The following is a 21109-nucleotide window of genomic DNA, read 5'->3' as shown; positions in this document are numbered from 1 at the left end:
ACCACGCCGCGTTTTGTCATCGAGTCGGACGCGTCCATCGTCGCGCCGCTCATGTTCGCGTACGTTCTGGAAATGTAAGAAGCGTTACCCAACAGGTATGAAAATAAAAACGGCTTCCTCAAAAGGGAAGCCGTTTTATTTTAAGATAACCCCTCTCCTTAATCCTCTCCCCTTAGGGGAGAGGGAAGGGTGAGGGGAATCAAGCGCCAAGTTTTTTCGCCATGGCCTCGGCAAAGTAAGTGAAGATGATGTCCGCGCCCGCGCGCTTGATCGACAGCAGCGTTTCTTCCATGGCTTTTTCTTCGTCCGCCCAGCCTTTTTCCGCCGCGGCCTTGATCATGGCGTATTCGCCGCTCACCTGATACGCCGCGACCGGGACCTTCGCCGTCTCTTTCACCTTCGCGATCACGTCCAGGTAGGCAAGGGCAGGCTTCACCATGATGATGTCCGCGCCTTCGGAAACGTCGAGCTGGGCTTCGCGGAGCGCCTCGCGGACATTCGCGGGATCCATTTGGTAGGTTTTTTTGTCACCCGAGCGCGGCGCGGAATCCAGCGCGTCGCGGAAAGGGCCGTAGAACGCGGACGCGTATTTGACCGCGTAAGAAAGGATGCCGGTTTCTTTGCGCCCGGCTTTGTCCAGCGCCTCGCGGATGAAAGCGACGCGGCCGTCCATCATGTCGGAAGGCGCGACCAGATCCGCGCCGGCTTCGGCCTGGGAAACCGCCATGGCCGCCAGGATCTCGAGCGTTTCGTCGTTCAGGATCTTGCCCCCTGCCACGAGCCCGTCATGGCCGTCCGTGGAATAAGGGTCCATGGCCACGTCCGTGATCACGACGATTTCGGGCACCGCGTCTTTCAAGGCGCGCACGGTCGTCTGGAGCAGGCCGTCCGGGTTCACGGACTCGGCGGCGGTTTTGTCTTTCCGGTTTTCGCCGAGGCACGGAAAAAGCGCGACCGCGGGAATGCCGAGCTTCGCGGCCTCCCGGGCTTTTTTCACGAGAAGGTCCCGCGTCCAGCGGCACACGCCCGGCATGGAAAGGACCGGGGATTTTTCCTCGCGGCCCTCCATCACGAAAAGCGGGAGCACGAAGTCTGAAGGCGAAAGCCGCGTTTCGCGCACGAGGCGGCGCAGGCCTTCGGACGTCCGGTTGCGGCGCGGACGCTGGGTCAGCCGGACCACGGTTTTGCGGGGCTGCGATGATGTTTTGGCTTGCGGCATAAGGGCTCCATTCTATGCCGCCCGGCCCGGGATTTCAAAAAGAGTTTTGCATTGGGGGAATCAAAGAGGTTATATTGCTACACGCTGTTATAAGGGGACAGGTCCAAAGACCTGTCCCCGTGGGCCTGAATGCATAAGGCCTAGGGATTGCATGGGAATCTTTTATGGAAAAAAAACCTAGGCGCAAATACGGAAAACTAGAGCTGGAGATCACCGAATTCCGGGAAGATCCGTCCGGGGATGCGGCCTTCGGGGTTTTTGTCGACGTGAAAGGCCCGGGCCCGGAATGCGAGACCGTCATCGTTTATTTCATGGAAGATTTCATGAACCGCTATTTCAAGATCCGCTGGAACAAGAACGTGATCAAGGAAGAGCGGCGGATCGAGGTCGAGAAGCGGGCGCTTTTCACGGATTGGGCGCTCCTCAAGGTTGAGGATTACATCAAAGGCAAAGCCCCGTCCGAAAAAATCTACGTCGACTTCGACACGGACGGCATCTGGGCGGAAAAAGTGGAAAAGGGCCTGATCAAGCCGCAGGCGCAGCCCAAAGGAGAGCATGTCTTTGTCTACAATGCGTAAAAATCAGACCGCGCTCGTAACGGGCGCTTCTTACGGCATCGGCCTCGAATTCGCCCGGATTTTCGCCCGCGAAGGGTTTGACCTCGTGCTCGTGGCCCGGTCTTCGGAAAAACTCGAGGAAATCGCCGCTGAAGTCCGCAAGGTTTATGGCAGCCAGGTCCGCAATATCGTCAAGGACCTCAGCGCGCCCGGCGCGGCGCATGAGCTTTTTCAGGAGGTCCAGCGCGCGGGCTTGGCCGTCGACGTGCTCGTCAATAATGCGGGCGTGGGAACGCATGGATTTTTTCTGGAAACCTCGCGGGACAAAGAACTGGCCATGCTTCGGCTGAACATCGAGGCGCTGACCGATCTCTGCAAGCTGTTTCTTCCGGCCATGGCCCGGAAAAAGTCCGGCAAAATCCTGAATGTGGCGTCGACGGCCGCATTCCAGCCCGGGCCGCTCATGGCCGTTTACTACGCGAGTAAGGCGTACGTGCTTTCTTTTTCGGAAGCGCTGTCGCACGAACTGGCCGGAACCGGAGTCACCGTGACCTGCCTTTGCCCTGGCCCTACGCGCTCGGAATTCCAGAAGACCGCGGGGATTGGCCACGTGAAGCTCTTCACTTACGCCGCCATGAAAGCGGCGCCCGTCGCCGAAGCGGGTTACCGCGGCCTGATGCGGGGAAAAAGATTGGTGATTCCGGGGCTGCTCAATAAAATCATGGCCTTTTCCGTGAGATTGACGCCGCGCTGGCTTGTGCCCGCCATTGTCCGCTACCTTCAGGAAGAACGCCGCAAGCACAGGCAAGAAACGGCTGTTTAACGCCGGGGAGAATAAAAAAAGGGGACAGGCTTTCGGCCTGTCCCCTTTTTGCTTTTAGTCGTGAATCGCTTTTAATGCGCGTATTCGTCCTTCAGCCAGAGGTCCTGCATCTGCTTGACCTGGTCCGCGCTCAGGATTTTTTTCATCTCGATCAGCGATTTGGCCAGGTCGTAATCGAAACGCCTTTTGGCCTCGATCTTGTTGTCGATGAACCCGTTCATCTTGTTCAGGTCCGCATCGTTTTTATGCAGTTCCTGGAAAAGATTGAGCGTGGCCACTTCCATCTGGGCCTCGGTCTCGGCAAAGTCTTTTTTGATGGCGAATTTGAGGTCCATCAGGCCGCTGATCTGGTCCTGGCTAAGCTTCAGGTCTTCACGATGGCTCATGAGGAAATGGTATTTCTCGAAAAACTTTTCCTTGAGGGAAGGCGTGCCGCCTCCTTGAAACTCTCCGCCGCCGTGGTTGGCAAAGGCAGGCACGGCCAGAAAGCTGGACAGGAGGACAGTCAGGAACAGGGTCTTGGTCTTCATGTGGGACTCCTTGCGTCAGACGCGGTTAATGGGGGAAATTAGGACGTTTTCTCGGGCAACGTATTCAAACCCTAACCTAGAAAGACATTTTCGGCAAGGCCGGGAAGCATCTTAAAGGGTATTTCGTCCCGCGGCCGGAGCCTTTACTTGGGGATTGAAAAATGCCCCTAAAAACGCTAGACTAGCGCTTCTTTATCCCCCTCTCAAAGGACTATTTCATGGCAATCAAGACCAAAATCATGCAGCGCCCGAAAATGACTTTTTGGGAACAGATCTACCTTCCTGAAATCATTAAAGGCGTGTGGATCACCTCCGGCCACTTCTGGAAGAACATGTTCTTCCATACGATGCACACCCTGGGCCTGTTCAAGGCCGTCAGGGCTGCGGTCACGATTATGTATCCCGAAGAGCGCCGCGCCGCGGCCCTTCGTTCCCGGACCCGCCACCGCCTCACCAAGCGGGCGGACGGTTCCACCCGCTGCGTGGCCTGCATGATGTGCGAAACCGTGTGCCCGGCCCGCTGCATCACGATCGTGGCCGAAGAGCATCCGGACCCCACCATCGAAAAGCGCCCCGCCAGCTTCGACATCGACCTCGGCAAATGCGTTTACTGCGGCTTTTGCGTGGAGGCCTGCCCCGAAGACGCGATCCGCATGGACACCAAGATCGTGGACACGTCCGCCTACAGCCGCGAAGGCATGAAACTCGACATCGTCGAGCTGCTCAATCCCAACCCGAATTACACCCGCGTCGTTTCCAGCAAGTAATCGCAAGCCTTGCGCAAATATCCAAGGGAGTTCTCCGTGAGTATGAACGGGGACAGGTCTTCAGATCTGTCCCATGGGCTTGACTGCATGAGGCCCGTGGCATGCACGGAAGCGTTTGCCTCAAAATGCAGCAGTTACTTTTTCGGAGAAATTAGAAGAGCGACTGCGCGGCCCAGGCCGCGAAGGAAAGCGCCGGGCCCTGGAAAAGGCCGACGAGGATGATGGCGGCGGCGAGAATGCCGAGAGTGATCCGCGCCGGAAGCGGGACAAGAATGGGAGAGGTCTGGACGGATTCTTCGAGGTACATTTTCCGAACCAGGCTGAGGTAATAAAAAAGGGAGATGGCGACGGCCAGGGCGCCGACAAGCGCGAGCCATTTCAGATCATGGTTCACGGCCGCGAGCAGCACCAGGAACTTGCCGAAGAAACCCGCGAGCGGAGGAACGCCCGCCAGCGACAGCAGCGCGAGAAACATGATCGCCGCGAGAAACGGCGAGCGGTGCGACAGGCCGCGGTAGGATTCAATGCGGTCGCTTTTCAGCGTCTTGCCCACCAGCGTGATCACGTAGAAGGCCGCGAGGTTCGTCAATCCATACGCAAGAATGTAAAACAGAACAGCGCGAACCCCTTCGACGCCGCCCGCCGCAATGCCGATCAGGATGTAACCCGCATGCCCGATGCTCGAGTAGCCGAAGAGGCGCTTGATGTTGCCCTGCATCAGTGCGCCGAGATTGCCGTAGAGGATCGTCAGCGCGGCCAGCAGGGAAATGAGGAGCGTTCTTTCGTGTTCCAGAGACGGAAAAACGGAGAAGAGAAGCCGCAGCGCGAGAACAAAACCGGCAGCCTTGGAGCCCGTGGAAAGATACGCTACCACCGGAGAAGGCGCGCCTTCGTAAACGTCCGGGACCCACAGCTGGAACGGCACGGACGCAACCTTGAAGCCGATGCCCGCGAGCACGAAGACCAGGCACAGCTTGAAGAGCGCGCTTCCGGGCGCGGCGGCCACGGCCAGGCGCACGCCGTCGATGGACGTCGTGCCGGTCGCCACGTAGAGAAGGCTGATGCCGTAGATCAGGAAGGCCGAGGCCAGGGAGCCGATGATCAGGTATTTCAAGCCCGACTCGATCGAGATGAGTTCTTTGCGGATGTAGGCGGCCATGATGTAAAAGGACAGCGTCACAATTTCCAGGGCGATGAAGAGAACGAGCAGGTCATTGGCCGAGGAAAGGAAGAACGAACCGATGAGCGTGCACCAGAGGATCAGGAACAGCTCACCCGGATGCTTGACCTTGGCCGGGAAAAATTCCTGGGCCATGAGGATGACGGGCATGAGCGCCGTCACGAAGAAGACTTTGAAGAAAATCGCGAGCGGCGTCACCGTAAAAACGCCGTCAAACGCGGTTCCGCGCGCCTTGGCGTTCAGGATAATGACCGCGAGCACCAGGAAGCAGCCGGCCAGGGAAACTTTGGCGGAAAGGCGGCTTGAAAAATCCTTGCAGAACATTTCGCCGACGAGCAGCGCGAGAAGGACGCCCAGGGCCGTGAATTCGGGCATTAATAAGGAAAGGTTCATTTAAGGAGCGCCCCCACCGCGGGTTCGATCACCCTCAAAAGGCCGTTGGGCCAGAACCCGAAAAGAAGCAGTCCGCCGAGCAGCAGGAGAAAAGGCAGCTTTTCCGAAAGCGTCTTCACGTCGCGAAGTTTCGGCCAGCGTTCACTGACCGGGCCGTAGCAGACATGCTGGACCATGCGCAGGAGATAAATGGCCGTCACCAGCACGCCGAAGACAGCCAGGCCCACGACGACGGGAAAATGCTGCCAGGATCCGATGAAGACGAGCAGTTCGGACGCGAAGTTGGAAAAGCCGGGCAGGCCGAGCGAGGCCATGGACGCCATGACAAAGCACACGGACCAGAAAGGCACGAGTTTCGCCATGCCGCCGTAATCCGAGACTTCGCGGGCATGCGTCTGTTCGTAAACGTAGCCGATCAATGCGAACGTGCACGCAGCCATGACGCCGTGCGAGAACATGAGCAGCACCGCGCCGGACAGCGCCGCGGGATTCATGGCCGCGATGCCGAGCAGGATGTAACCCATGTGCGACACGCTCGAGAACCCGATGATGAATTTCAGGTCTTTCTGCCGGATAGCCGCATAGCCCGCATACACGATGCCGATGCAGGACAGGACTGAAAGCGCCGCAGCCCAGCGCTGGATGCCGAGCGGCAGAAACGGCACGGCCAGGCGCAGGATGAGATAAGGCCCCATCTTTTTGAGCACGCCCGCGTGCAGCATGCTGACGGAAGTCGGCGCGGCCGCGTAACCGATGGGCGACCAGCTGTGCAGCGGCCAGAGCGACGCGATCACGCCGAACCCGATCAGGAGAAACGGAGCCAGCCATTCCTGGAACCCGCGCGAAAGCGGATGCATAGCCAGCTGCTGCTGGATTTGGATCAGATCAAACGTATGAAGGCCGGTCTGGTGGTAGAAGGCGAGAAGCCCGAACAGCGCGAGCACCGCGCCGGTCGTGATGAAGATCGTCAGCTTCATGGCCCCGTACTCTTTATTCTTGCTGCCCCAGATGCCGATCATGGGGTAAAGCGGGATGAGTGTCGTCTCATAGAACAGATAAAGGAAAAAGATGTCGAGCGCCGTGAACACGCCGTAAATCGCGCCGGTCAGGATGAGGTAGAAGAAAAGGTAATCCTTCATCCGTTCCTTCTCTCCGAAAGACATGAAGGCTCCAGCCAGGGAAACCAGCGCGTGCAGCACGCAAAGCGTGAGGTTGAGGCCGTCGAGACCCACCTGGTAAGTAATGCCCATCGAGGGAATCCATTCCCAGCGGTGCAGGAACTGGTAGCCCGCCTTGGAAGGGTCGAACTTCAGGAAAAGCACGAGGACGATGGCCGAAGAAATCCCGCAGCTGCCGAGCACAAGCTGTTTCATCAGGCGGATATTCTCTTTGGGGACAAAGAGCAGCGCGAAAGCCGTCAGCATCGAAATCCAAGGAAGCGCGAGAATCATGTCATGCCTTTCCCGAGAAAATCAGATAATAAAGAATAAGCGTGAGCCCCAGCGTGAAGAACAGGGCGTAAAACTGCACGACGCCGGTCTGCAGCTTGCGAGCGAGATCGCCCCACGAGCGCACGGCGCGGGCCAGGCCGTTCACGGTCCACTCCACGACCACGTAACGTTCCACAACGTCGCAGACCATCGCGATGTTTTCCTGCACGTACTTGATCAGCCCGTCATACAGCAAATCGAAGAAATATTTTTTTTCCAGCACCGCGCCCGGCGCCTTGAGCGCCGGAACCGAATCCTGGATGCCCTGCGTCCTGCGGCAATAAAGGAAAAAGGAGATCAGCATGCCCGCTCCGGCCAGGACCAGCGAAGTAAAGGCCAGGCCGCCGAGGCCGTGATGCGCCTCATGCGCTTCGTGCGCGGTGAGGAACGATTTGATCGGCAGGAATCCGCCGACGACCGACAGCACTGCGAGAATAAGGAGCGGCAGCGTGATGCGGAAATCGCCTTCGTGGATGGGGTGCTCGTGTCCGCCGTGGCCGTGATGAGCTTCGCGGTCGGACGGAAAGAAGACGATCGTGAAAACGCGGCCCATGTAAAAGGCCGTGAGAAAAACCGTGGTCATGGCCATGAGAAAAAGGGGCTTGGGGCCGTGGCTTGCGGCCGTCAGAATTTCTTCCTTGCTGAAAAAGCCGCTGAGCGGCGGAACACCCATCAGCGCGAGCGTGCCGATCAGGAATGTGAACGCCGTGACCGGCATGGCCTTGAAAAGATGGAAGCGGCCGCCTTCGCCGCGCACCCGCTCACCCATTTCCCAGACGTCCTGCGTGTGCATGGAGTGGATGAGGGAACCCGCGCCGAGGAACAGCAGCGCCTTAAAAAACGCGTGCGTGGTCAGGTGGAACATGCCGGCTTCCGGGCTTCCGAGCCCGAGCGCCATGACCATGTAGCCGAGCTGGGAAAGCGTGGAATAGGCGAGGACTTTCTTGATGTCGTTCTGCACAAGGGCGATCGTGGCCGCGAGGATGGACGTGATGCCGCCCGTCCAGGCGATGACCAGCAGCGCCGTCGGGGACATTTCGAAAATAAAGAAGACGCGGACCACGAGAAAAATACCCGCGGCCACCATGGTCGCGGCGTGGATCAGCGCGCTGACCGGCGTGGGGCCTTCCATGGCGTCCGGCAGCCAGACGTGCAACGGAACCTGGGCAGACTTGCCGACCGCGCCGAGGAAAACGCCGATGCAGATGAACGTCATCCAGCCCGAGGGAACGGAAACCGCTTCGAGGTGCTGGTGGATCAGGGCGAAGTTGAACGTGGGCATGCCGGCCTTCGAGAAAAATCCGAAGAGCGACAGGATACCGATCATCATGCCGACGTCGCCGACGCGGGTCGTGAGAAAGGCTTTTTTGCCGGCCGTGCTGGCTTCGGGCTTCTCGTACCAGAACCCGATCAGAAGATAAGAGCTGAGGCCGACCAGCTCCCAGAAGATGAAGATCTGGATAAAGTTGTTCGAGAGCACGATCCCGAGCATGGAGAACGCAAAGAGAGAGAGCGAGGCGAAGTAGCGGCTCACGCTTTTGTCGTGTTCCATGTAGGACATCGAAAAGAGGAAGACCAGCGTGCCGATGCCGGTGACGATGAGCAGCATGAGCATCGTCAGGCCGTTCAGGTAAATCCCGAATTCGACCGTAAGGCCGGCCAGCTTGATCCAGGGAAGCGAGGACTCGAGCGCCTCACCGTGAAGGCCTCCGGCCCGGAGAGCGAGCGAAGCCGCCAGAACGAAACACGCCGCCATGATGCACGTGGCCAGGCGGGCGGCAGCCTTCGGCTTGTTGAGGAGAAAAGCCGTGATGCCGGCAGCCGTCAGGAACGGAAGCCAGAATAAAGTCCAAGCAACAGTCAGCATTCCTGTCTTTCTTCCCCGGAAAAGGGGATTAACCTTTTAAGAATGTAATTTCCCGCGTGTCCACGGAATCCTGCCTTCTGAAGAGCAGGACCGCGATCGAGAGTCCGATCGTGACTTCCGCGGCCGCGACGACCATGACGAAAAACGAAATGACCTGCCCCGACACGCTGCCGTGAAGGGCGGCGCCGGCCACGAAATTCAGGTTCGCGGCGTTCAGCATGATTTCAATCGAGAGAAGGATGAGCAGAAGGTTCCTGCGGATCAGGATGCCCAGGAGGCCGATGCAAAAAAGGATGGCGCTCAGCGCGAGGTAATGCGTGATCGGGATCATGCTTCCTCCTGCTTTCCCAGCGCGATGGCCGCGAACACGCCCAGCAGCAGAAGCACCGAGGTCAGCTCGAACGGCAGCAGGAACTGCGTAAAAAGCGAATGGCCCACGGCCTGGATCGTGCCGTTGACGCCCAGCGCGGCCGGAAACGGCGTGCGCTTGAGGACCAGGAACAGGAACGTGAAAAGGCAGGCAGTCCCGACGCCGGCCAGCGGCAGGAAAACCGGATGAAAGCGCTTGAGGAGAGGAAGGTCCTCGGCGCCGATGCCCTGGAGCATGATGACGAAGAGAAAAAGGACCAGCACGGCGCCGGCATACACGATGATCTGCGAGATGGCGATGAAATGCGCGCCCAGGATCAGGTAAATCACGGAGAGCCCGGCCATCGTGATGATGAGCGAGAGAAGGGCGCGCGTGGGCTTCGGACAGAAGACGACGCAGAGTGCGCTTAAAATGGCCACCGCCGAGAAAAAGTAAAAAAGGAAGGCTTCCATAAGGTCAGGATGCCGTCCCGGCGTTGAACGATTGCGTTAGGAAGATGGCCTGGTTGCGGAGGACTTCGAAAAAGCCGGGCCCGACCGCGAATTTGTCTTCCCGCCCGTCTTTGCCCCGGACTTCGAGCGTTCCGCCCAGGGAGGACGTGATGTAAGGCGCGTGATTGGCCAGGACGCCGACGCTTCCGTCGGGCACGGGCACGCGCGCATGGACCACATCGCCTTCGAAGGCGCGTCCTTGCGGCGTCACGACCTGCAGATGATAGCTTGGAGCCGGCATGGTTGTTCCAAAAAGTTAACCGCATTCCCCTGGGGAAGAGGAGGCGGATTTTAAAAAGCCCTAGTATACCGCTTTTTTAAGAATTTTTCGATTTCTCGTAATTTTCGATCACGTCTTCGATGCTGCCGCACATATAGAAGGCCTGCTCGGGCACATGGTCGAATTCCCCGGCCACGATCCGCTTGAAACTCTGGATCGTGTCTTTCAAGGGCACATATTTTCCTTTGCGGCCGGTAAACGCCTCGGCCACGGAGAACGGCTGCGACAGGAAGCGCTCCAGCTTGCGCGCGCGCATGACCGTGTCTTTGTCTTCCTGCGAAAGTTCGTTGATGCCCAGAATCGCGATGATGTCGCGCAGGTCCTTGTAACGCTGCAGGATCCTCTGGATTTCGCGGGTGACCTTGTAATGTTCTTCGCCGACGATGCGCGGGTCGAGCATGCGGGACGTCGAGCCGAGCGGGTCCACGGCCGGATAAATGCCGAGTTCGGCGATCTGGCGCGAAAGCACGGTGACGCCGTCCAGGTGCGAGAACGCGGTGGCCGGGGCCGGGTCGGTCAAGTCGTCGGCGGGCACGTAAATGGCCTGCACCGAAGTAATGGAACCCGAGCGCGTGGACGCGATGCGTTCCTGCAGCGTGGCCATCTCGGTCGAGAGGTTCGGCTGGTAACCGACGGCCGAAGGCATGCGGCCGAGAAGGGCCGACACTTCGGAGCCTGCCTGCGTGAAACGGAAAATGTTGTCCACGAAGAGCAGGACGTCCTGGTGCGCTTCGTTACGGAAATATTCGGCCATGGAAAGGCCGGTAAGAGCGACGCGAAGGCGCGCGCCGGGAGGCTCGTTCATCTGGCCGAACACCATGGCGGTCTTTTTAATGACGCCGGATTCCGTGAGTTCGAGATAAAGGTCGTTGCCTTCGCGGGTGCGTTCGCCCACGCCGCAGAAAACCGAGACGCCGCCGTGCTGCGTGGCGATGTTGTGGATGAGTTCCTGCACGATGACGGTCTTGCCCACGCCGGCGCCGCCGAACAGGCCGACTTTGCCGCCTTTGGGGTAAGGGCACAGGAGGTCGACGACTTTGATGCCGGTTTCGAGCACAGAGGAAACCGGAAGCAGCTCTTCATAAGAAGGCGCGGGGCGGTGAATCGGGTATTTCTTGTTCTTGTCCTTCACGTCGCCCTTTTCGTCGATGGGGTCACCCAGCAGGTTGAAGATGCGGCCGAGCGTCTGGTCGCCCACGGGAACGGAGATCGGAGCGCCCGTGTCTTTGGCGGCCATGCCGCGCACCAGGCCTTCGGTGGAAGCGAGAGCGATGCACCGGACCGTGTTGTCGCCCGTGTGCTGCGCCACTTCGAGGACAAGGCGCGACTTCTGGTCGGGCCTGTCGATCTCGAGCGCGTTGAGAATCGCGGGCAGGTCTTCGGTTTCGAACTGAACGTCCACGCTGGGACCCATGACTTGAACGACTTTTCCTACGGCCATAAAACCTCCATTTAAAAAAGCACTAAGGCCGGATGGGGGGCCTTATTTAATTTTCAGGGCCCGAGACCCTGATACGATTTCGATGATTTCTTTGGTGATCGAGGCCTGGCGAGCTTTGTTGCGCTGCAAAACAAGGCTTTCGATCATTTCTTTCGCGTTATCCGTAGCCTGATGCATGGCGTTCATGCGCGCGATCTGCTCCGAGACCATGCTTTCCAAAAACATCATGCGCGTCTTGGCTTCGAAATACTGGGGGATAAGCTGCCCCAGGATCGCCTCGCGGCTCGGCTCAAAAATATATTCCACGGAAGACGCCGCGGGCTTCTGGCCTTCCTTTTGGGTGGGCGCTTCCAGCGGCAGCAGCTTTTCCGCCACGCCGTGAAACTGGGAAAGCGTCAGAAAGTGGCTGTAGACCACATAAATCGCATCCACCTTGCCCTGCGAATAGATCTCTTCGAGATATTGTTTGAAATCCTTCAGGATTTCCTCGACGCGGCTGGCACGCACGTCCGTGTAAGTGCGCTCGAACTTAAAACCCGCCCGCTGCAGACCCGTGATGCCGGATTTGCCGATGCCGACCAGAAGCGGCTGGCCCGTGACCTTGCGCTCGCCGATGAACTTCTTCGCCAGGTTTACCAGGTCCGTGTTGTACGAACCGCAAAGTCCGGTGTCGGACGTCATGACGAGCAGCGCGATTTTCTTTTCCTCGCGCTTTTCGAAAAACGGATGTGTGAACTCGGCCGCCTTTTTCTTGCCCTTTTGCTGGGCCGTCTTCTGCGCGTCGAACAGGCGCCGAACCAGGCTCTCGATGCCTTCGGTGTAAGGCCGCGCGTTCACCATCAGCGTCTGAAAACGGCGAAGTTTCGCCGCGGCCACCATTTCCATGGCGCGCGTGATCTTCTTCGTGTTTTCCACGCTGCGGATGCGGTTTTTGAGTTCGCGTAATTGTCCGGACATTTATTTGAACTGGTCCTTGAACTTCTGGATGCCCGCGAGCAGGTTCTTTTTCACGGGGTCGGAGATCGCCTTTTTCTCGCGGATCTCGTGGAGGACGTCGTGATAATTCTTGTCCATGAATTCCAGCAGGCCCTTTTCGAAGGCCGCCACGCGGTTGAGCGGAACGCTGTCGAGAAGCCCTTCGTTGCCGGCCATGATCACGATGACCTGGCGCTCGAACGGGATCGGCTGGAGGATGTCCTGCTTCAAAATTTCCACCATGCGTTCGCCGCGGGTGAGCTGGTCTTTGGTCGCCTTGTCGAGATCGGTCGACAGCTGGGCAAAGGCCGCGAGCTCGCGGTACTGCGCAAGGGCGAGGCGCAGCTGGCCGGCCACCTGCTTCATGGCTTTGGTCTGGGCGTTGCCGCCGACGCGCGAAACGGAAAGGCCGACGTTCACGGCAGGACGCACGCCTGCGTAGAAGAGGTCGCTTTCCAGGTAGATCTGGCCGTCGGTGATGGAGATGACGTTGGTCGGAATGTAAGCCGACACGTCGCCCATCTGGGTTTCGATGACGGGCAGCGCGGTAAGAGAACCGCCGCCGAGATCGTCGCGCAGTTTCGCCGCGCGTTCCAGAAGACGCGAGTGAAGATAAAAGACGTCGCCCGGATAAGCTTCGCGGCCGGGAGGACGCTGCAAAAGAAGCGACAGCTCGCGGTAAGCGACCGCGTGCTTGGAAAGGTCGTCGTAAACCACAAGCGCGTGCTGGCCTGTGTTCAGGTATTCTTCGCCGATGGCGCAGCCCGCGTAAGGCGCGAGGTACTGCAGCGGCGCCGGATCATCCGACGACGCGGAAACGATCGTCGTGTATTCCATGGCGCCGTACTTTTCAAGCATCTGCGCAATGGCCACGACGGAGGAAAGCTTCTGTCCGATGGCCACGTAAATGCATTTCACGCCCGTGCCCTTCTGGTTGATGATCGTGTCCAGAAGAATGGCGGTCTTGCCGGTCTGGCGGTCGCCGATGATGAGTTCGCGCTGGCCGCGGCCGATCGGGATCATGGCGTCGATGGCCTTGATGCCGGTCTGCAGAGGCTCTTTCACGGGCTGGCGTTTGATGACGGAAGGGGGAAGGGTTTCGAGCGGGCGGCGCTTATCGGAAGCAATGGGGCCTTTGCCGTCCATGGGCTCGCCGAGCGGGTTCACGACGCGGCCGAGAAGCGCGTTGCCTACGGGAACTTCCGCGATGCGGCCCGTGCGTTTGACCTGTTCGCCTTCCTTGATGTTCTTGTCCGACCCGAGAATCACGACGCCGACGTTTTCCGGCTCGAGGTTCAGCGCGAGGCCCATGGTCTTGTCTTCGAACGTGACCAGTTCGCCGGCCATGACCTCTTCCAAGCCGTAGACGCGCGCGATGCCGTCGCCGACCTGCAGGACGTAGCCCACGGACTCCATACGGAGCTTGGTCTCGTATTTTTTGATTTCCGTCTGGATTGCCTGCACCACTTCTTCAGGTTTCAACATGATGTTCCCTTTCCCCGGGGGGCGAGATTATTGGGACTTTAAATTCTGTTTCAATTCGTGAAGACGGCTCCGGTAACTGGCGTCGATTTCTTTGCCGCCGAAGCGTACGACCAGCCCGCCGATCATGCGGGGGTCGGTTTCCGTGATCAGCCGGATCTCGGACTTGAACTTCTTCTTGAGCAGCGCCGTAAGCCGCGTCACGGCTTCGGGCGGCAGCGGCACGGCCGACACCGCGGTCACTTCCCGGATGCCGCGCTTTTCTTCCGAAAGGCGGTGGAACTCTTCCTGGATGAACCGGAACGCGTGGAACCGGCCCTTGGCCACGATAAGCTTCAGGAAATCCGCGATGAGCCTCGGCGTCGACGCGGGGAGGACCTTGTCGAGAAAATCTTCCTTCTCGGCTTTCCCGATCGTGGAATTCATGACCAGGTGCGTGATTTCCGGATGCTTTTCCAAAAGCTGGCGCACGGCGGTGAGGCCCGAGTCAATGGCTTCCCATTGGCCCGTTTCCTCCGCCAGTCCCAAAAGCGCGCGCGCGTAACGGCTCACCGCCCGGTGATCGATCATAACGTCTTCTCGAGCTCCTCGATGATTTCAAGGATCTTCGCGTTCTGCGCCTTGTCGGTCGAGAGCTTTTCCTTCAGGATGCGCTCGGACACGTCCATGGCCAGGTCCGCGATTTCCTGCCGCAGGACAAGCCTCGTCTTCGCGGCTTCGAGGGCCAGGTTTTCCTTGGCCTTGTCGAACGTGGCCTGGGATTCGGCGCGGGCCTTTTCCTGGATCTCGCGGCCGATGCGGCGGCCTTCATCTACGGCTTCCTGCACCTTGGCGCGCGCCTCGTCCTCGATCTTCTGGAGGAGCGCGGCGTACTGCGCCTTCAGGCCTTCGATTTCTTTCTTCGCGGCTTCGATCGCCTCGAAATCCTTGCGGATCTTTTCGCGGCGCGCTTCGAGGGAGCCCAGGACGGGCTTCCACGCCAGCTTTTTCAGCGCCAGGAAGACGAGGACGAAAGCGAGCAGCTGAACAAAGACTTCGCCCGGAATGATGTTGGATTTGAAGAATTCCATATCAGCCCGGTCTTAGATCTTGCCCATGAGCGAAAAGCCGAAAACGAGAGCATACAGCGTCAAGGCTTCGATGAGGGCGCAGCCGGCCATCATGTTGACGAGAATCTTCGTCGAAGCTTCGGGCTGGCGGGCCGTAGCATCCATCGCGCCGGACACGGCCTTGCCGAGGCCGAAAGCGCCGGCCATGGCGGTGAGCGCCAAGCTGATGGGGAGGGCGAATGCTAAAGCGGTATTGGGTTCCATGAGTAAAGCTCCTTATTTTATTAAGTTAATGGGCATGAGCATGAGAGGCGGCCTGCCCCTCATGTTCGTCATGCCCGTGTTCTTCATGAGGCAGTACGAGTGAAATGTAAACCGTCGACAACAGCATGAACACGAACGCCTGGACCATGCTGAAAATGATGGAGAGGACATTCGCGAACAATTGAAAGAAAAAGGGGAGATATTTGAACATCACGTTCAGTTCGGCGAATTTGAAAAGGAGCCGGTCTTCGCTCGAGATGTTGGCGAAAAGGCGCAGCGACAGGCTGAACGGAACGGCCGCAAGCTCCAGGATAATATTCAGCACGAACATGAGAGGAATCAGGATAATCCCGAAAATATTCTGAGGATTTCCCGCGAGGTGCTTGATGTAGTTGGCAAGGCCCTGCTCGCGGATGCCGGTGATCTGCACGTAGACCATGGTCGAAATGCCGACCGCGAGCGTCGTGCTCCACGCGGACGTCGGCGCCTTGAAGAGCGGGATGAGGCCGCTCCAGTTCATCAGGAGAATATAGAGGAAGATCGTGCCGAGAAAGGGGACGTGCTTGGGGCCTTCGGGGCCCAGGATGCCGCAGGCAAAGCCGTTGATGCCTTCGACGACAGCTTCCCAGAAATTCTGCAGCGAATCCGGGACGAGCTTGCTGCGCCGGGCCGCCAGGATCGCGGTCGTGCTGATGATCGCCACGGCCATCAGGGAGAAAATAACGTTCTCCCATTTCTCCAGGAATTCCACCCAGCCGGCTTCGGGGTACATGTTGTGAAGGATGGTGATGAAGTTCGGAAGCTCGTGAGCTTCGTGCGCAACGGCATGCGCGGCGCCGGCGGCGTGATGTCCCGCTTCTTGAATGGCGTGTCCGATGTCGTGCTCGTTCATCTGCGAACCGTCAGAGTTTTAATTCTTTTGGTTTTGGGCGAGTCTCCGGATCAGGCGGTAACTTTGAAGCCCCGAACCCAGGAGCCCCAGCCCCATCAATAAAGGAACCAGGAATGAAGGCCCGTGAAATTGCTGGATCAACCAGACGCCGATGCAATAGCCGGCGATAGGGCCGCTGACAAGAATCATGGGAAGCGTAAGCGCCAGTCCCAGCATCCATAGAGACTTGTATGGATCTTCTTTTTTGTCAGCCAACAGAATTCTCGCGTTTTACCGGTCGAGGCCGGGTGAGAAACACAGAACCTCAACAAGGGCAAACACTTAGAAAAATGAAGTGGGATATTATCGAGGAAGGTCACGGAATTGTCAACCCCGAATTTGGCGCGCTAAGTGCTTTAAAATGAATCAACTACGGCAAGAGCGAGGCGCGCCGCGCCCTCCGCGGCGGAGGCCATGAAATCCAAGTCGAGCGTCGCGATGTTATCCGCGGGAAGATGATAATGCGGATTGCGAAAAAAAGAAGTGTCGGTGACAAGAAGCGCGGGATAGCCGCGGTCCCAGAAAGGCGAGTGGTCGGAGAGCCGGCATGCGGGAAAAACCCATCCTTTGGCGGGAAGGACGAGCGCACGCGCGCCGGATTTTCCGAGCGGCGTGGCGCGGAAGGCGGTTTTTGCTTTCGCGAGCAGCGGAATCGAACCGAGATCGCCGACCAGCGCGAGAAAATTTCCCGTGTCCGGATAAAACGGTTTGAGAATCGCCGGGATTTTCTGGGAGCCGGGCGCGCTGCTCGTGTAGCCGACCATCTCGAGAGAGATCATGCCGCCGAGCGCCGCGCCCTGAACTTTCAGCGCGCGCGACAGGTGCTCGCTGCCGGCCATGCCGTACTCTTCGCCGTCGAAGGCCACGAAATCGATTTTGTCCGAGGCCTTGTGCGGCGCCAGAATGCGCGCGGCTTCCAGCATCGCGGCCACGCCGCTCGCGTTGTCATCCGCGCCCGGCGTGCCGGGCACGGCGTCGAAGTGCGCGCCGATCATGAAGTACGCGCCTTCGCGCGAAGCGGCCTTGCGCGCGATCAGGTTCTGCGCGGGCGCGCCGTTCAGGTCAAAGGGGTCCCGCGTCACGCGGTAGCCCAGCTGAGCCAGCTCGCTTTCCACGTAATCGCGCACTGCGGCAAGGCCGTCCGGATTCTGGAACACGTCGCGCGGGACGGCGACGCGCTCCAAGTGCCGTTTCAGCAGGCTCTTGTCCGGGAGTGCGAGGCTTGCGGTCTCCATGTCTTCCTTATAGAATGCGTTTTTCCGGGATGCAAGAAGTTTTCAAGGAGGAAGAATGCGGTTTCTGTGGAGTCTGATCAAGCTGGGAGTCTTGCTCGCGCTGCTGGGCATGTTCTTCAGGACTGTGGGCGCGAAATGGCTTTTGTCCGCTTACCTGCAGCATGAGCTGGGCACGCAGGTCAGCGTGGAGCACGTGAGGGTGGACTTCATCAACTCCCAGGCCAAGTTCTCGAACGTGGCGGTGAAGAACCCGATGGTGTTTCCGGACGGGACCATGATGATCATTCCGAAGATGTTCATCGATTGGAACCCCGCGGAGCTCCTGAAGGGGCGGGTGGTTTTGGAAACGCTCGACATGAACATCGCGGAGATCCGCGTGCTGCGCGCGCCGGACCATGGTCTTAATTTGCGCGGCGTGAAGCTCCTGAGACCGGCTCTGCCTCCCGGCAATGTGGAAGCGGAAGAGGAACCCGCGTGGATGCCTCAGCTTGGGGTGCAGCAGTTCGTGCTGAGCGTCGGCCGCGCCACGTACACGGATCTTACCGGTGAGAATCCCCTGCAGAAAAGCTACGACTTAAACCTCAATCACGTCGTGTTCCGCGACATCCCGAAGCTGCGCGGCATCTGGACCCTCATCACGGCCCAGACTCTCAGCCGCATGGGAATCGAGGCTTAGGCGCCCTTCCTCCGGGGACATGCCTTCAGGCTTGTCCCCGATACCGTTACCCCGGCCTTTTAAGCGAGAATTTTCTTCGAGGTCACGCTTCCGTTTCGATCGATCTCATAGACGATCGGAATGCCGGTCGCGAGGTTGAGCTCGAGGACTTGTTCCTTGGTGAGTTTTTCGAGGTGCATCACGATCGCGCGAAGGCTATTGCCGTGCGCGGCCACCAGCACGTTCTTGCCGTCCTTCAAATCCTTCATGATCTTCGTGTCGAAGTAGGGCAGCGTTCGCGCGGCCGTGTCTTTCAGGCTCTCGCCGATGCCTTCGGGATTCATGTCGGTCTTGTCCGCCGGGGGCGGGATGTCGTAGCTGCGGCGCCAGATGTGGACCTGCTCGTCGCCGTATTTCTTCGCGGTCTCGGCTTTATTCAAGCCCTGCAGCGCGCCGTAATGGCGTTCGTTCAGGGCCTTGTCGCGTTCGACCGGAAGGTTTTTCTTGCCCGCGGTGTCGAGCGCGATCTGCGCGGTGTTCATGGCGCGCTTGAGCACCGACGTGTAGACCTTGTCGATGCGGATATCCTTCAGTTTTTTTCCGGCCGCTTCCGCTTCCTTTTTTCCCTTTTCGGAAAGTTCCACGTCCACCCATCCGGTGAAACGGTTTTCCAGATTCCATTGCGACTCTCCGTGACGGAGCAGAATAAGCGTGGCCATTTTTTTCTCCTTGTTTAGCGCGGGTTTCCCGGCAGGGCGGCGATTATACAAAAATGTGCGGAATGTGGGAAGAAAAGTCTCGGGCCGCGATAACGCCTTTGATCACCTTAGAACATCCTGCGCCATCCCTCGATTTTGGTTAATGGCTCTTAACAGAACATAGTTTGTTCGAGGATTCCCGAACAACAGGGGATTCGGCTTTTCATGGGCCCGAGTCGCGGTTGAAACGGAAAAAAAACCCTGTAGATTTAGAGCCTGTCCCGGTGTCTGTTTAAAGGAAATTTGTCTCGGGATAGTGCTTAATGTGTTTTGCCTCGCCCGGTTAATAAGAAATTTAAAAAACTGAGCCAAGGGAATTTTTTTCCCACTCGGGAGATGCCGGAAAAACCACCGGCATTTCGAACTTGCCGGGCCCGGAAAGTCTGCATGCGCCGATTTCAAAAAACCGTTTCCGTTTTCCTGCTGATTTGCTTTCTTCCTTCCCAGGTTTGGTCTCAGACCTCTCCTCTGCCGCTGCGCCTTATTAAGGAAAGCGTCTCGGAGGCCCGCTTTAGCGGACTCGCGTCCCGGCTCGACATTCCCGCGCCGCTGGGCAGCATCGGCTCGGTTTCCGAAGCGGGCCCGACCACCATCATCCATATCCAGGACGCGCATTCGAGCCCCGACGCGCAGGAAAGCATCCGGAAAATCCTCGAGCATCTGTCCGACACGTACGGCCTGCAGGCCGTCTTCACCGAAGGCGCGATCGAGGAGCTGGACCCGTCGCTTGTTTCATTTTTTCAAAGCGAAGACCGGAACCGGAAACTGGCCGCGCTTCTCGAAGGCCAGGGCCTGATCGGCGGCGTGGAAAAATTCCTGCTGGAGCAGACGCATTACGGAAAAAGATTTTCCCGGATCCGTGCCTATCCCGTCGAAGACCCCGCGCTCTACCGCCAGAACCTCGAGGATTACCGCGCTGTCGCCCTCGAAAAAGAAACCGTGGAAAAGATATTCGCCCTCATTCAGTCCCGTCTCCTGACGCGCAGCTCCAAGATTTTGAACCCGAAGCTCTACGATTTTTTCCGCCAGTGGATTTTCTTCGAGGATCACGCCTCGGACTTCACCGGACGGCTTCGCGTCCTGCGCCAGGCCGCTTCCGGCCAGCTCGGCCTTGATTTCCAGGACCCGCTGACGCAGCTCGAATGGCCGCAGGTCTACCGGATTTTCAGGATCGAGACGCTGGAAAAAGAAACCGACGCAGCCAAGGCCGCCGCGGACCAGGAAAAGCTGCTGGCCTGGATGCGCGGGAAAAAACTTCCGGCTTCCGAAATAGCCCTGATCGAAAGCCTCGGGCCGGGAAAGAAAGACGCCGAACCGTCAACGGCTGTCCGCCTCGAACTCGAAAAGTTCCAGGACCGGACGCGCGCCAAGGGATTCCGCTTCGCGGATTATCCGGACCTTGCCCGCTTCTGGGGCCTTGTGATCCTGCGCGGCGAGATCGAAGCCGCGGATTTTGTTTCCGAAATCGAAAGGCTCGAGAAAAAAGTTTTCGACTCGCTCGCGGCCGGAAAAGAAGAGCAGGAATTTCTCCGGATTTACCGCGACGGCGCGCGGGTGCGCAAGCTCCTGATGCTGGAGCTCGATGCCGGAGAATTCGAAGACCTGCGTGCGCGTTCCTCGGCCCTGCGGCCCCAGACGCTGTTCGCGGCCGGTGAAGCCGGCGCGGAACCGGAAGAGCGGGCCCAGCTGCAAATGCTTTACGAAAAAGCTTTCCGTTTTTACGAAGGCGCGGCGCGCCGCGACCGCGTGATTTACGAAAACATGACGCGGAAAATGAAAGAGGCGCACCTGCAGGCCGCGGTCCTGATTACAGGCGGCTTCCACGCCGCGGGCCTGGAACGGCTTTGCCGCGAAAAAGGCCTCTCCTTTGTTTCGGTGTCTCCCCACATGGCCAGGCTCGACCGGGCCGCCTCTTACGAAAAAATCATGACGCTCACGGCGGACACGCAGACCCGCCTTTCCATGGTGGACAGCCCCACGGGCCTGAACCGCGTCAGCGCGCTGCGCGCGTGGTATCCGGGAATAGGCGATTTGTATGCGCACGTCATCGCCAATGCCGTGCGGTCGCTTGTCGCGGGCGAAACCGGCCTTGATGCGGCCGCGGCCGGCCGCTTGCTCCGAGAAGCGGAACAAAGCGCCGCTTTCAAAAAACAGGGCGGCCTGGAATTGGCCGGCCGCACGGAATTGCGCGCCGATGAAACAAAACCCGCTCGCCCGGCTTTCCTGGACGGGGTTCTTGCCGCGGCGAAGGAGCGCTTGGGGCAGGAAGAATTGTACCGGCGTTATCCGCTCATGCTGGAAGTGGCGCTGGCCAAAATGGAATTCGCATTCCTTTATCCTGAAGAGAATAAA

The 21109-nt window shown here is 58.8% G+C and carries 23 protein-coding genes; 5 read left to right on the top strand and 18 right to left on the bottom strand.

All coding sequences use genetic code 11. The features are described from left to right. Positions 1-199: 199 nt before the first annotated feature. A complete protein-coding gene (gene hemB / locus VL688_03725; GenBank protein HTL47155.1) occupies positions 200-1219 on the bottom strand; it encodes a porphobilinogen synthase in 1020 nt (339 codons plus the stop codon). 164 nt (positions 1220-1383) lie between these two features. On the opposite strand from hemB, the gene VL688_03720 reads away from it, so the two are divergent. After that, positions 1384-1797 carry a hypothetical protein gene (locus VL688_03720; protein ID HTL47154.1) on the top strand — a complete coding sequence of 138 codons (414 nt, stop codon included), beginning with the start codon at positions 1384-1386 and terminating at the stop codon, positions 1795-1797. Beyond that, positions 1775-2599, top strand: coding sequence for an SDR family oxidoreductase (locus tag VL688_03715; protein ID HTL47153.1), 825 nt, complete (start codon positions 1775-1777; stop codon positions 2597-2599). The genes VL688_03720 and VL688_03715 overlap by 23 nt, the downstream gene beginning before the upstream one ends. A gap of 71 nt (positions 2600-2670) precedes the next feature. Here VL688_03715 and VL688_03710 read toward each other — a convergent pair whose 3' ends face one another. Further along, entirely contained in the window at positions 2671-3129 is a 459-nt protein-coding gene (locus VL688_03710) for a hypothetical protein (GenBank protein ID HTL47152.1), read from the bottom strand. Between the two features lie 218 nt (positions 3130-3347). Between VL688_03710 and VL688_03705 the strand changes: the two genes are divergently transcribed. After that, positions 3348-3896 (top strand): NADH-quinone oxidoreductase subunit I, encoded by a 549-nt coding sequence (locus VL688_03705; protein ID HTL47151.1) that lies wholly within the window; start codon positions 3348-3350, stop codon positions 3894-3896. A gap of 151 nt (positions 3897-4047) precedes the next feature. Here the strand turns inward: VL688_03705 and VL688_03700 are convergent, their stop codons facing one another. The 15 genes from VL688_03700 to VL688_03630 all read right to left on the bottom strand — a co-directional run bounded on the left by VL688_03700 (position 4048) and on the right by VL688_03630 (position 17344). Next, positions 4048-5469, bottom strand: a complete 1422-nt coding sequence (locus VL688_03700) for an NADH-quinone oxidoreductase subunit N (GenBank protein ID HTL47150.1) — start codon at positions 5467-5469, stop codon at positions 4048-4050. After that, complete coding sequence (locus VL688_03695) at positions 5466-6920, bottom strand: NADH-quinone oxidoreductase subunit M (GenBank protein HTL47149.1); 1455 nt, start codon at positions 6918-6920, stop codon at positions 5466-5468. Before VL688_03695 ends, VL688_03700 begins: the two co-directional genes overlap by 4 nt. A gap of 1 nt (position 6921) precedes the next feature. Then, positions 6922-8826: an NADH-quinone oxidoreductase subunit L gene (gene nuoL, locus VL688_03690; GenBank protein HTL47148.1), complete on the bottom strand. Its 1905-nt coding sequence runs from the start codon at positions 8824-8826 to the stop codon at positions 6922-6924. Between the two features lie 28 nt (positions 8827-8854). Beyond that, complete coding sequence (nuoK, locus tag VL688_03685) at positions 8855-9157, bottom strand: NADH-quinone oxidoreductase subunit NuoK (protein ID HTL47147.1); 303 nt, start codon at positions 9155-9157, stop codon at positions 8855-8857. Beyond that, positions 9154-9648 (bottom strand): NADH-quinone oxidoreductase subunit J, encoded by a 495-nt coding sequence (locus VL688_03680; protein ID HTL47146.1) that lies wholly within the window; start codon positions 9646-9648, stop codon positions 9154-9156. The genes nuoK and VL688_03680 overlap by 4 nt, the downstream gene beginning before the upstream one ends. Before the next feature lie 4 nt (positions 9649-9652). Further along, entirely contained in the window at positions 9653-9928 is a 276-nt protein-coding gene (locus VL688_03675; GenBank protein ID HTL47145.1) for a F0F1 ATP synthase subunit epsilon, read from the bottom strand. 76 nt (positions 9929-10004) lie between these two features. Beyond that, positions 10005-11408 carry a F0F1 ATP synthase subunit beta gene (gene atpD / locus VL688_03670; protein HTL47144.1) on the bottom strand — a complete coding sequence of 468 codons (1404 nt, stop codon included), beginning with the start codon at positions 11406-11408 and terminating at the stop codon, positions 10005-10007. 42 nt (positions 11409-11450) lie between these two features. Next, a complete protein-coding gene (gene atpG / locus VL688_03665; GenBank protein HTL47143.1) occupies positions 11451-12365 on the bottom strand; it encodes an ATP synthase F1 subunit gamma in 915 nt (304 codons plus the stop codon). Then, positions 12366-13871 (bottom strand): F0F1 ATP synthase subunit alpha, encoded by a 1506-nt coding sequence (gene atpA / locus VL688_03660; GenBank protein HTL47142.1) that lies wholly within the window; start codon positions 13869-13871, stop codon positions 12366-12368. 24 nt (positions 13872-13895) lie between these two features. Further along, positions 13896-14435: an ATP synthase F1 subunit delta gene (atpH, locus tag VL688_03655; GenBank protein HTL47141.1), complete on the bottom strand. Its 540-nt coding sequence runs from the start codon at positions 14433-14435 to the stop codon at positions 13896-13898. After that, a complete protein-coding gene (atpF, locus tag VL688_03650; protein ID HTL47140.1) occupies positions 14432-14935 on the bottom strand; it encodes a F0F1 ATP synthase subunit B in 504 nt (167 codons plus the stop codon). The genes atpH and atpF overlap by 4 nt, the downstream gene beginning before the upstream one ends. A gap of 12 nt (positions 14936-14947) precedes the next feature. Continuing rightward, positions 14948-15178, bottom strand: coding sequence for an ATP synthase F0 subunit C (locus VL688_03645; GenBank protein HTL47139.1), 231 nt, complete (start codon positions 15176-15178; stop codon positions 14948-14950). 25 nt (positions 15179-15203) lie between these two features. Next, positions 15204-16070, bottom strand: coding sequence for a F0F1 ATP synthase subunit A (gene atpB / locus VL688_03640; GenBank protein HTL47138.1), 867 nt, complete (start codon positions 16068-16070; stop codon positions 15204-15206). A gap of 18 nt (positions 16071-16088) precedes the next feature. Next, the gene (locus VL688_03635) at positions 16089-16325 is read right to left on the bottom strand and encodes a hypothetical protein (protein HTL47137.1); all 237 of its coding nucleotides are present in this window, start codon (positions 16323-16325) and stop codon (positions 16089-16091) included. Positions 16326-16465: 140 nt separating this feature from the next. Continuing rightward, a complete protein-coding gene (locus VL688_03630; protein ID HTL47136.1) occupies positions 16466-17344 on the bottom strand; it encodes a M20/M25/M40 family metallo-hydrolase in 879 nt (292 codons plus the stop codon). Between the two features lie 55 nt (positions 17345-17399). Between VL688_03630 and VL688_03625 the strand changes: the two genes are divergently transcribed. Beyond that, positions 17400-18020 carry a hypothetical protein gene (locus tag VL688_03625; protein ID HTL47135.1) on the top strand — a complete coding sequence of 207 codons (621 nt, stop codon included), beginning with the start codon at positions 17400-17402 and terminating at the stop codon, positions 18018-18020. A 59-nt stretch (positions 18021-18079) separates the two neighbouring features. On the opposite strand, the gene VL688_03620 is transcribed toward VL688_03625, so the two are convergent. Then, positions 18080-18718 carry a 2,3-diphosphoglycerate-dependent phosphoglycerate mutase gene (locus VL688_03620; protein HTL47134.1) on the bottom strand — a complete coding sequence of 213 codons (639 nt, stop codon included), beginning with the start codon at positions 18716-18718 and terminating at the stop codon, positions 18080-18082. Positions 18719-19144: 426 nt separating this feature from the next. Between VL688_03620 and VL688_03615 the strand changes: the two genes are divergently transcribed. Continuing rightward, positions 19145-21109, top strand: a 1965-nt coding sequence (locus VL688_03615; GenBank protein HTL47133.1) for a hypothetical protein, incomplete at its 3' end; no start/stop codon positions are given.

Source organism: Verrucomicrobiia bacterium, assembly GCA_035495615.1.
Classification (GTDB): domain Bacteria; phylum Omnitrophota; class Omnitrophia; order Omnitrophales; family Aquincolibacteriaceae; genus DATJFP01.
The sequence above is the reverse complement of the archived record's forward strand: the minus strand, read 5'-3'. Positions and strand labels throughout refer to the sequence as shown.

Excerpts from the sequence above, each read along its gene's own strand:
- hemB (HTL47155.1), bottom strand. The coding sequence starts at position 1,219 with ATGCCGCAAGCCAAAACATCATCGCAGCCCCGCAAAACCGTGGTCCGG.
- VL688_03720 (HTL47154.1), top strand. The coding sequence starts at position 1,384 with ATGGAAAAAAAACCTAGGCGCAAATACGGAAAACTAGAGCTGGAGATC.
- VL688_03715 (HTL47153.1), top strand. The coding sequence starts at position 1,775 with ATGTCTTTGTCTACAATGCGTAAAAATCAGACCGCGCTCGTAACGGGC.
- VL688_03710 (HTL47152.1), bottom strand. The coding sequence starts at position 3,129 with ATGAAGACCAAGACCCTGTTCCTGACTGTCCTCCTGTCCAGCTTTCTG.
- VL688_03705 (HTL47151.1), top strand. The coding sequence starts at position 3,348 with ATGGCAATCAAGACCAAAATCATGCAGCGCCCGAAAATGACTTTTTGG.
- VL688_03700 (HTL47150.1), bottom strand. The coding sequence starts at position 5,469 with ATGAACCTTTCCTTATTAATGCCCGAATTCACGGCCCTGGGCGTCCTT.
- VL688_03695 (HTL47149.1), bottom strand. The coding sequence starts at position 6,920 with ATGATTCTCGCGCTTCCTTGGATTTCGATGCTGACGGCTTTCGCGCTG.
- nuoL (HTL47148.1), bottom strand. The coding sequence starts at position 8,826 with ATGCTGACTGTTGCTTGGACTTTATTCTGGCTTCCGTTCCTGACGGCT.
- nuoK (HTL47147.1), bottom strand. The coding sequence starts at position 9,157 with ATGATCCCGATCACGCATTACCTCGCGCTGAGCGCCATCCTTTTTTGC.
- VL688_03680 (HTL47146.1), bottom strand. The coding sequence starts at position 9,648 with ATGGAAGCCTTCCTTTTTTACTTTTTCTCGGCGGTGGCCATTTTAAGC.
- VL688_03675 (HTL47145.1), bottom strand. The coding sequence starts at position 9,928 with ATGCCGGCTCCAAGCTATCATCTGCAGGTCGTGACGCCGCAAGGACGC.
- atpD (HTL47144.1), bottom strand. The coding sequence starts at position 11,408 with ATGGCCGTAGGAAAAGTCGTTCAAGTCATGGGTCCCAGCGTGGACGTT.
- atpG (HTL47143.1), bottom strand. The coding sequence starts at position 12,365 with ATGTCCGGACAATTACGCGAACTCAAAAACCGCATCCGCAGCGTGGAA.
- atpH (HTL47141.1), bottom strand. The coding sequence starts at position 14,435 with ATGATCGATCACCGGGCGGTGAGCCGTTACGCGCGCGCGCTTTTGGGA.
- atpF (HTL47140.1), bottom strand. The coding sequence starts at position 14,935 with ATGGAATTCTTCAAATCCAACATCATTCCGGGCGAAGTCTTTGTTCAG.
- VL688_03645 (HTL47139.1), bottom strand. The coding sequence starts at position 15,178 with ATGGAACCCAATACCGCTTTAGCATTCGCCCTCCCCATCAGCTTGGCG.
- atpB (HTL47138.1), bottom strand. The coding sequence starts at position 16,070 with ATGAACGAGCACGACATCGGACACGCCATTCAAGAAGCGGGACATCAC.
- VL688_03630 (HTL47136.1), bottom strand. The coding sequence starts at position 17,344 with ATGGAGACCGCAAGCCTCGCACTCCCGGACAAGAGCCTGCTGAAACGG.
- VL688_03625 (HTL47135.1), top strand. The coding sequence starts at position 17,400 with ATGCGGTTTCTGTGGAGTCTGATCAAGCTGGGAGTCTTGCTCGCGCTG.
- VL688_03620 (HTL47134.1), bottom strand. The coding sequence starts at position 18,718 with ATGGCCACGCTTATTCTGCTCCGTCACGGAGAGTCGCAATGGAATCTG.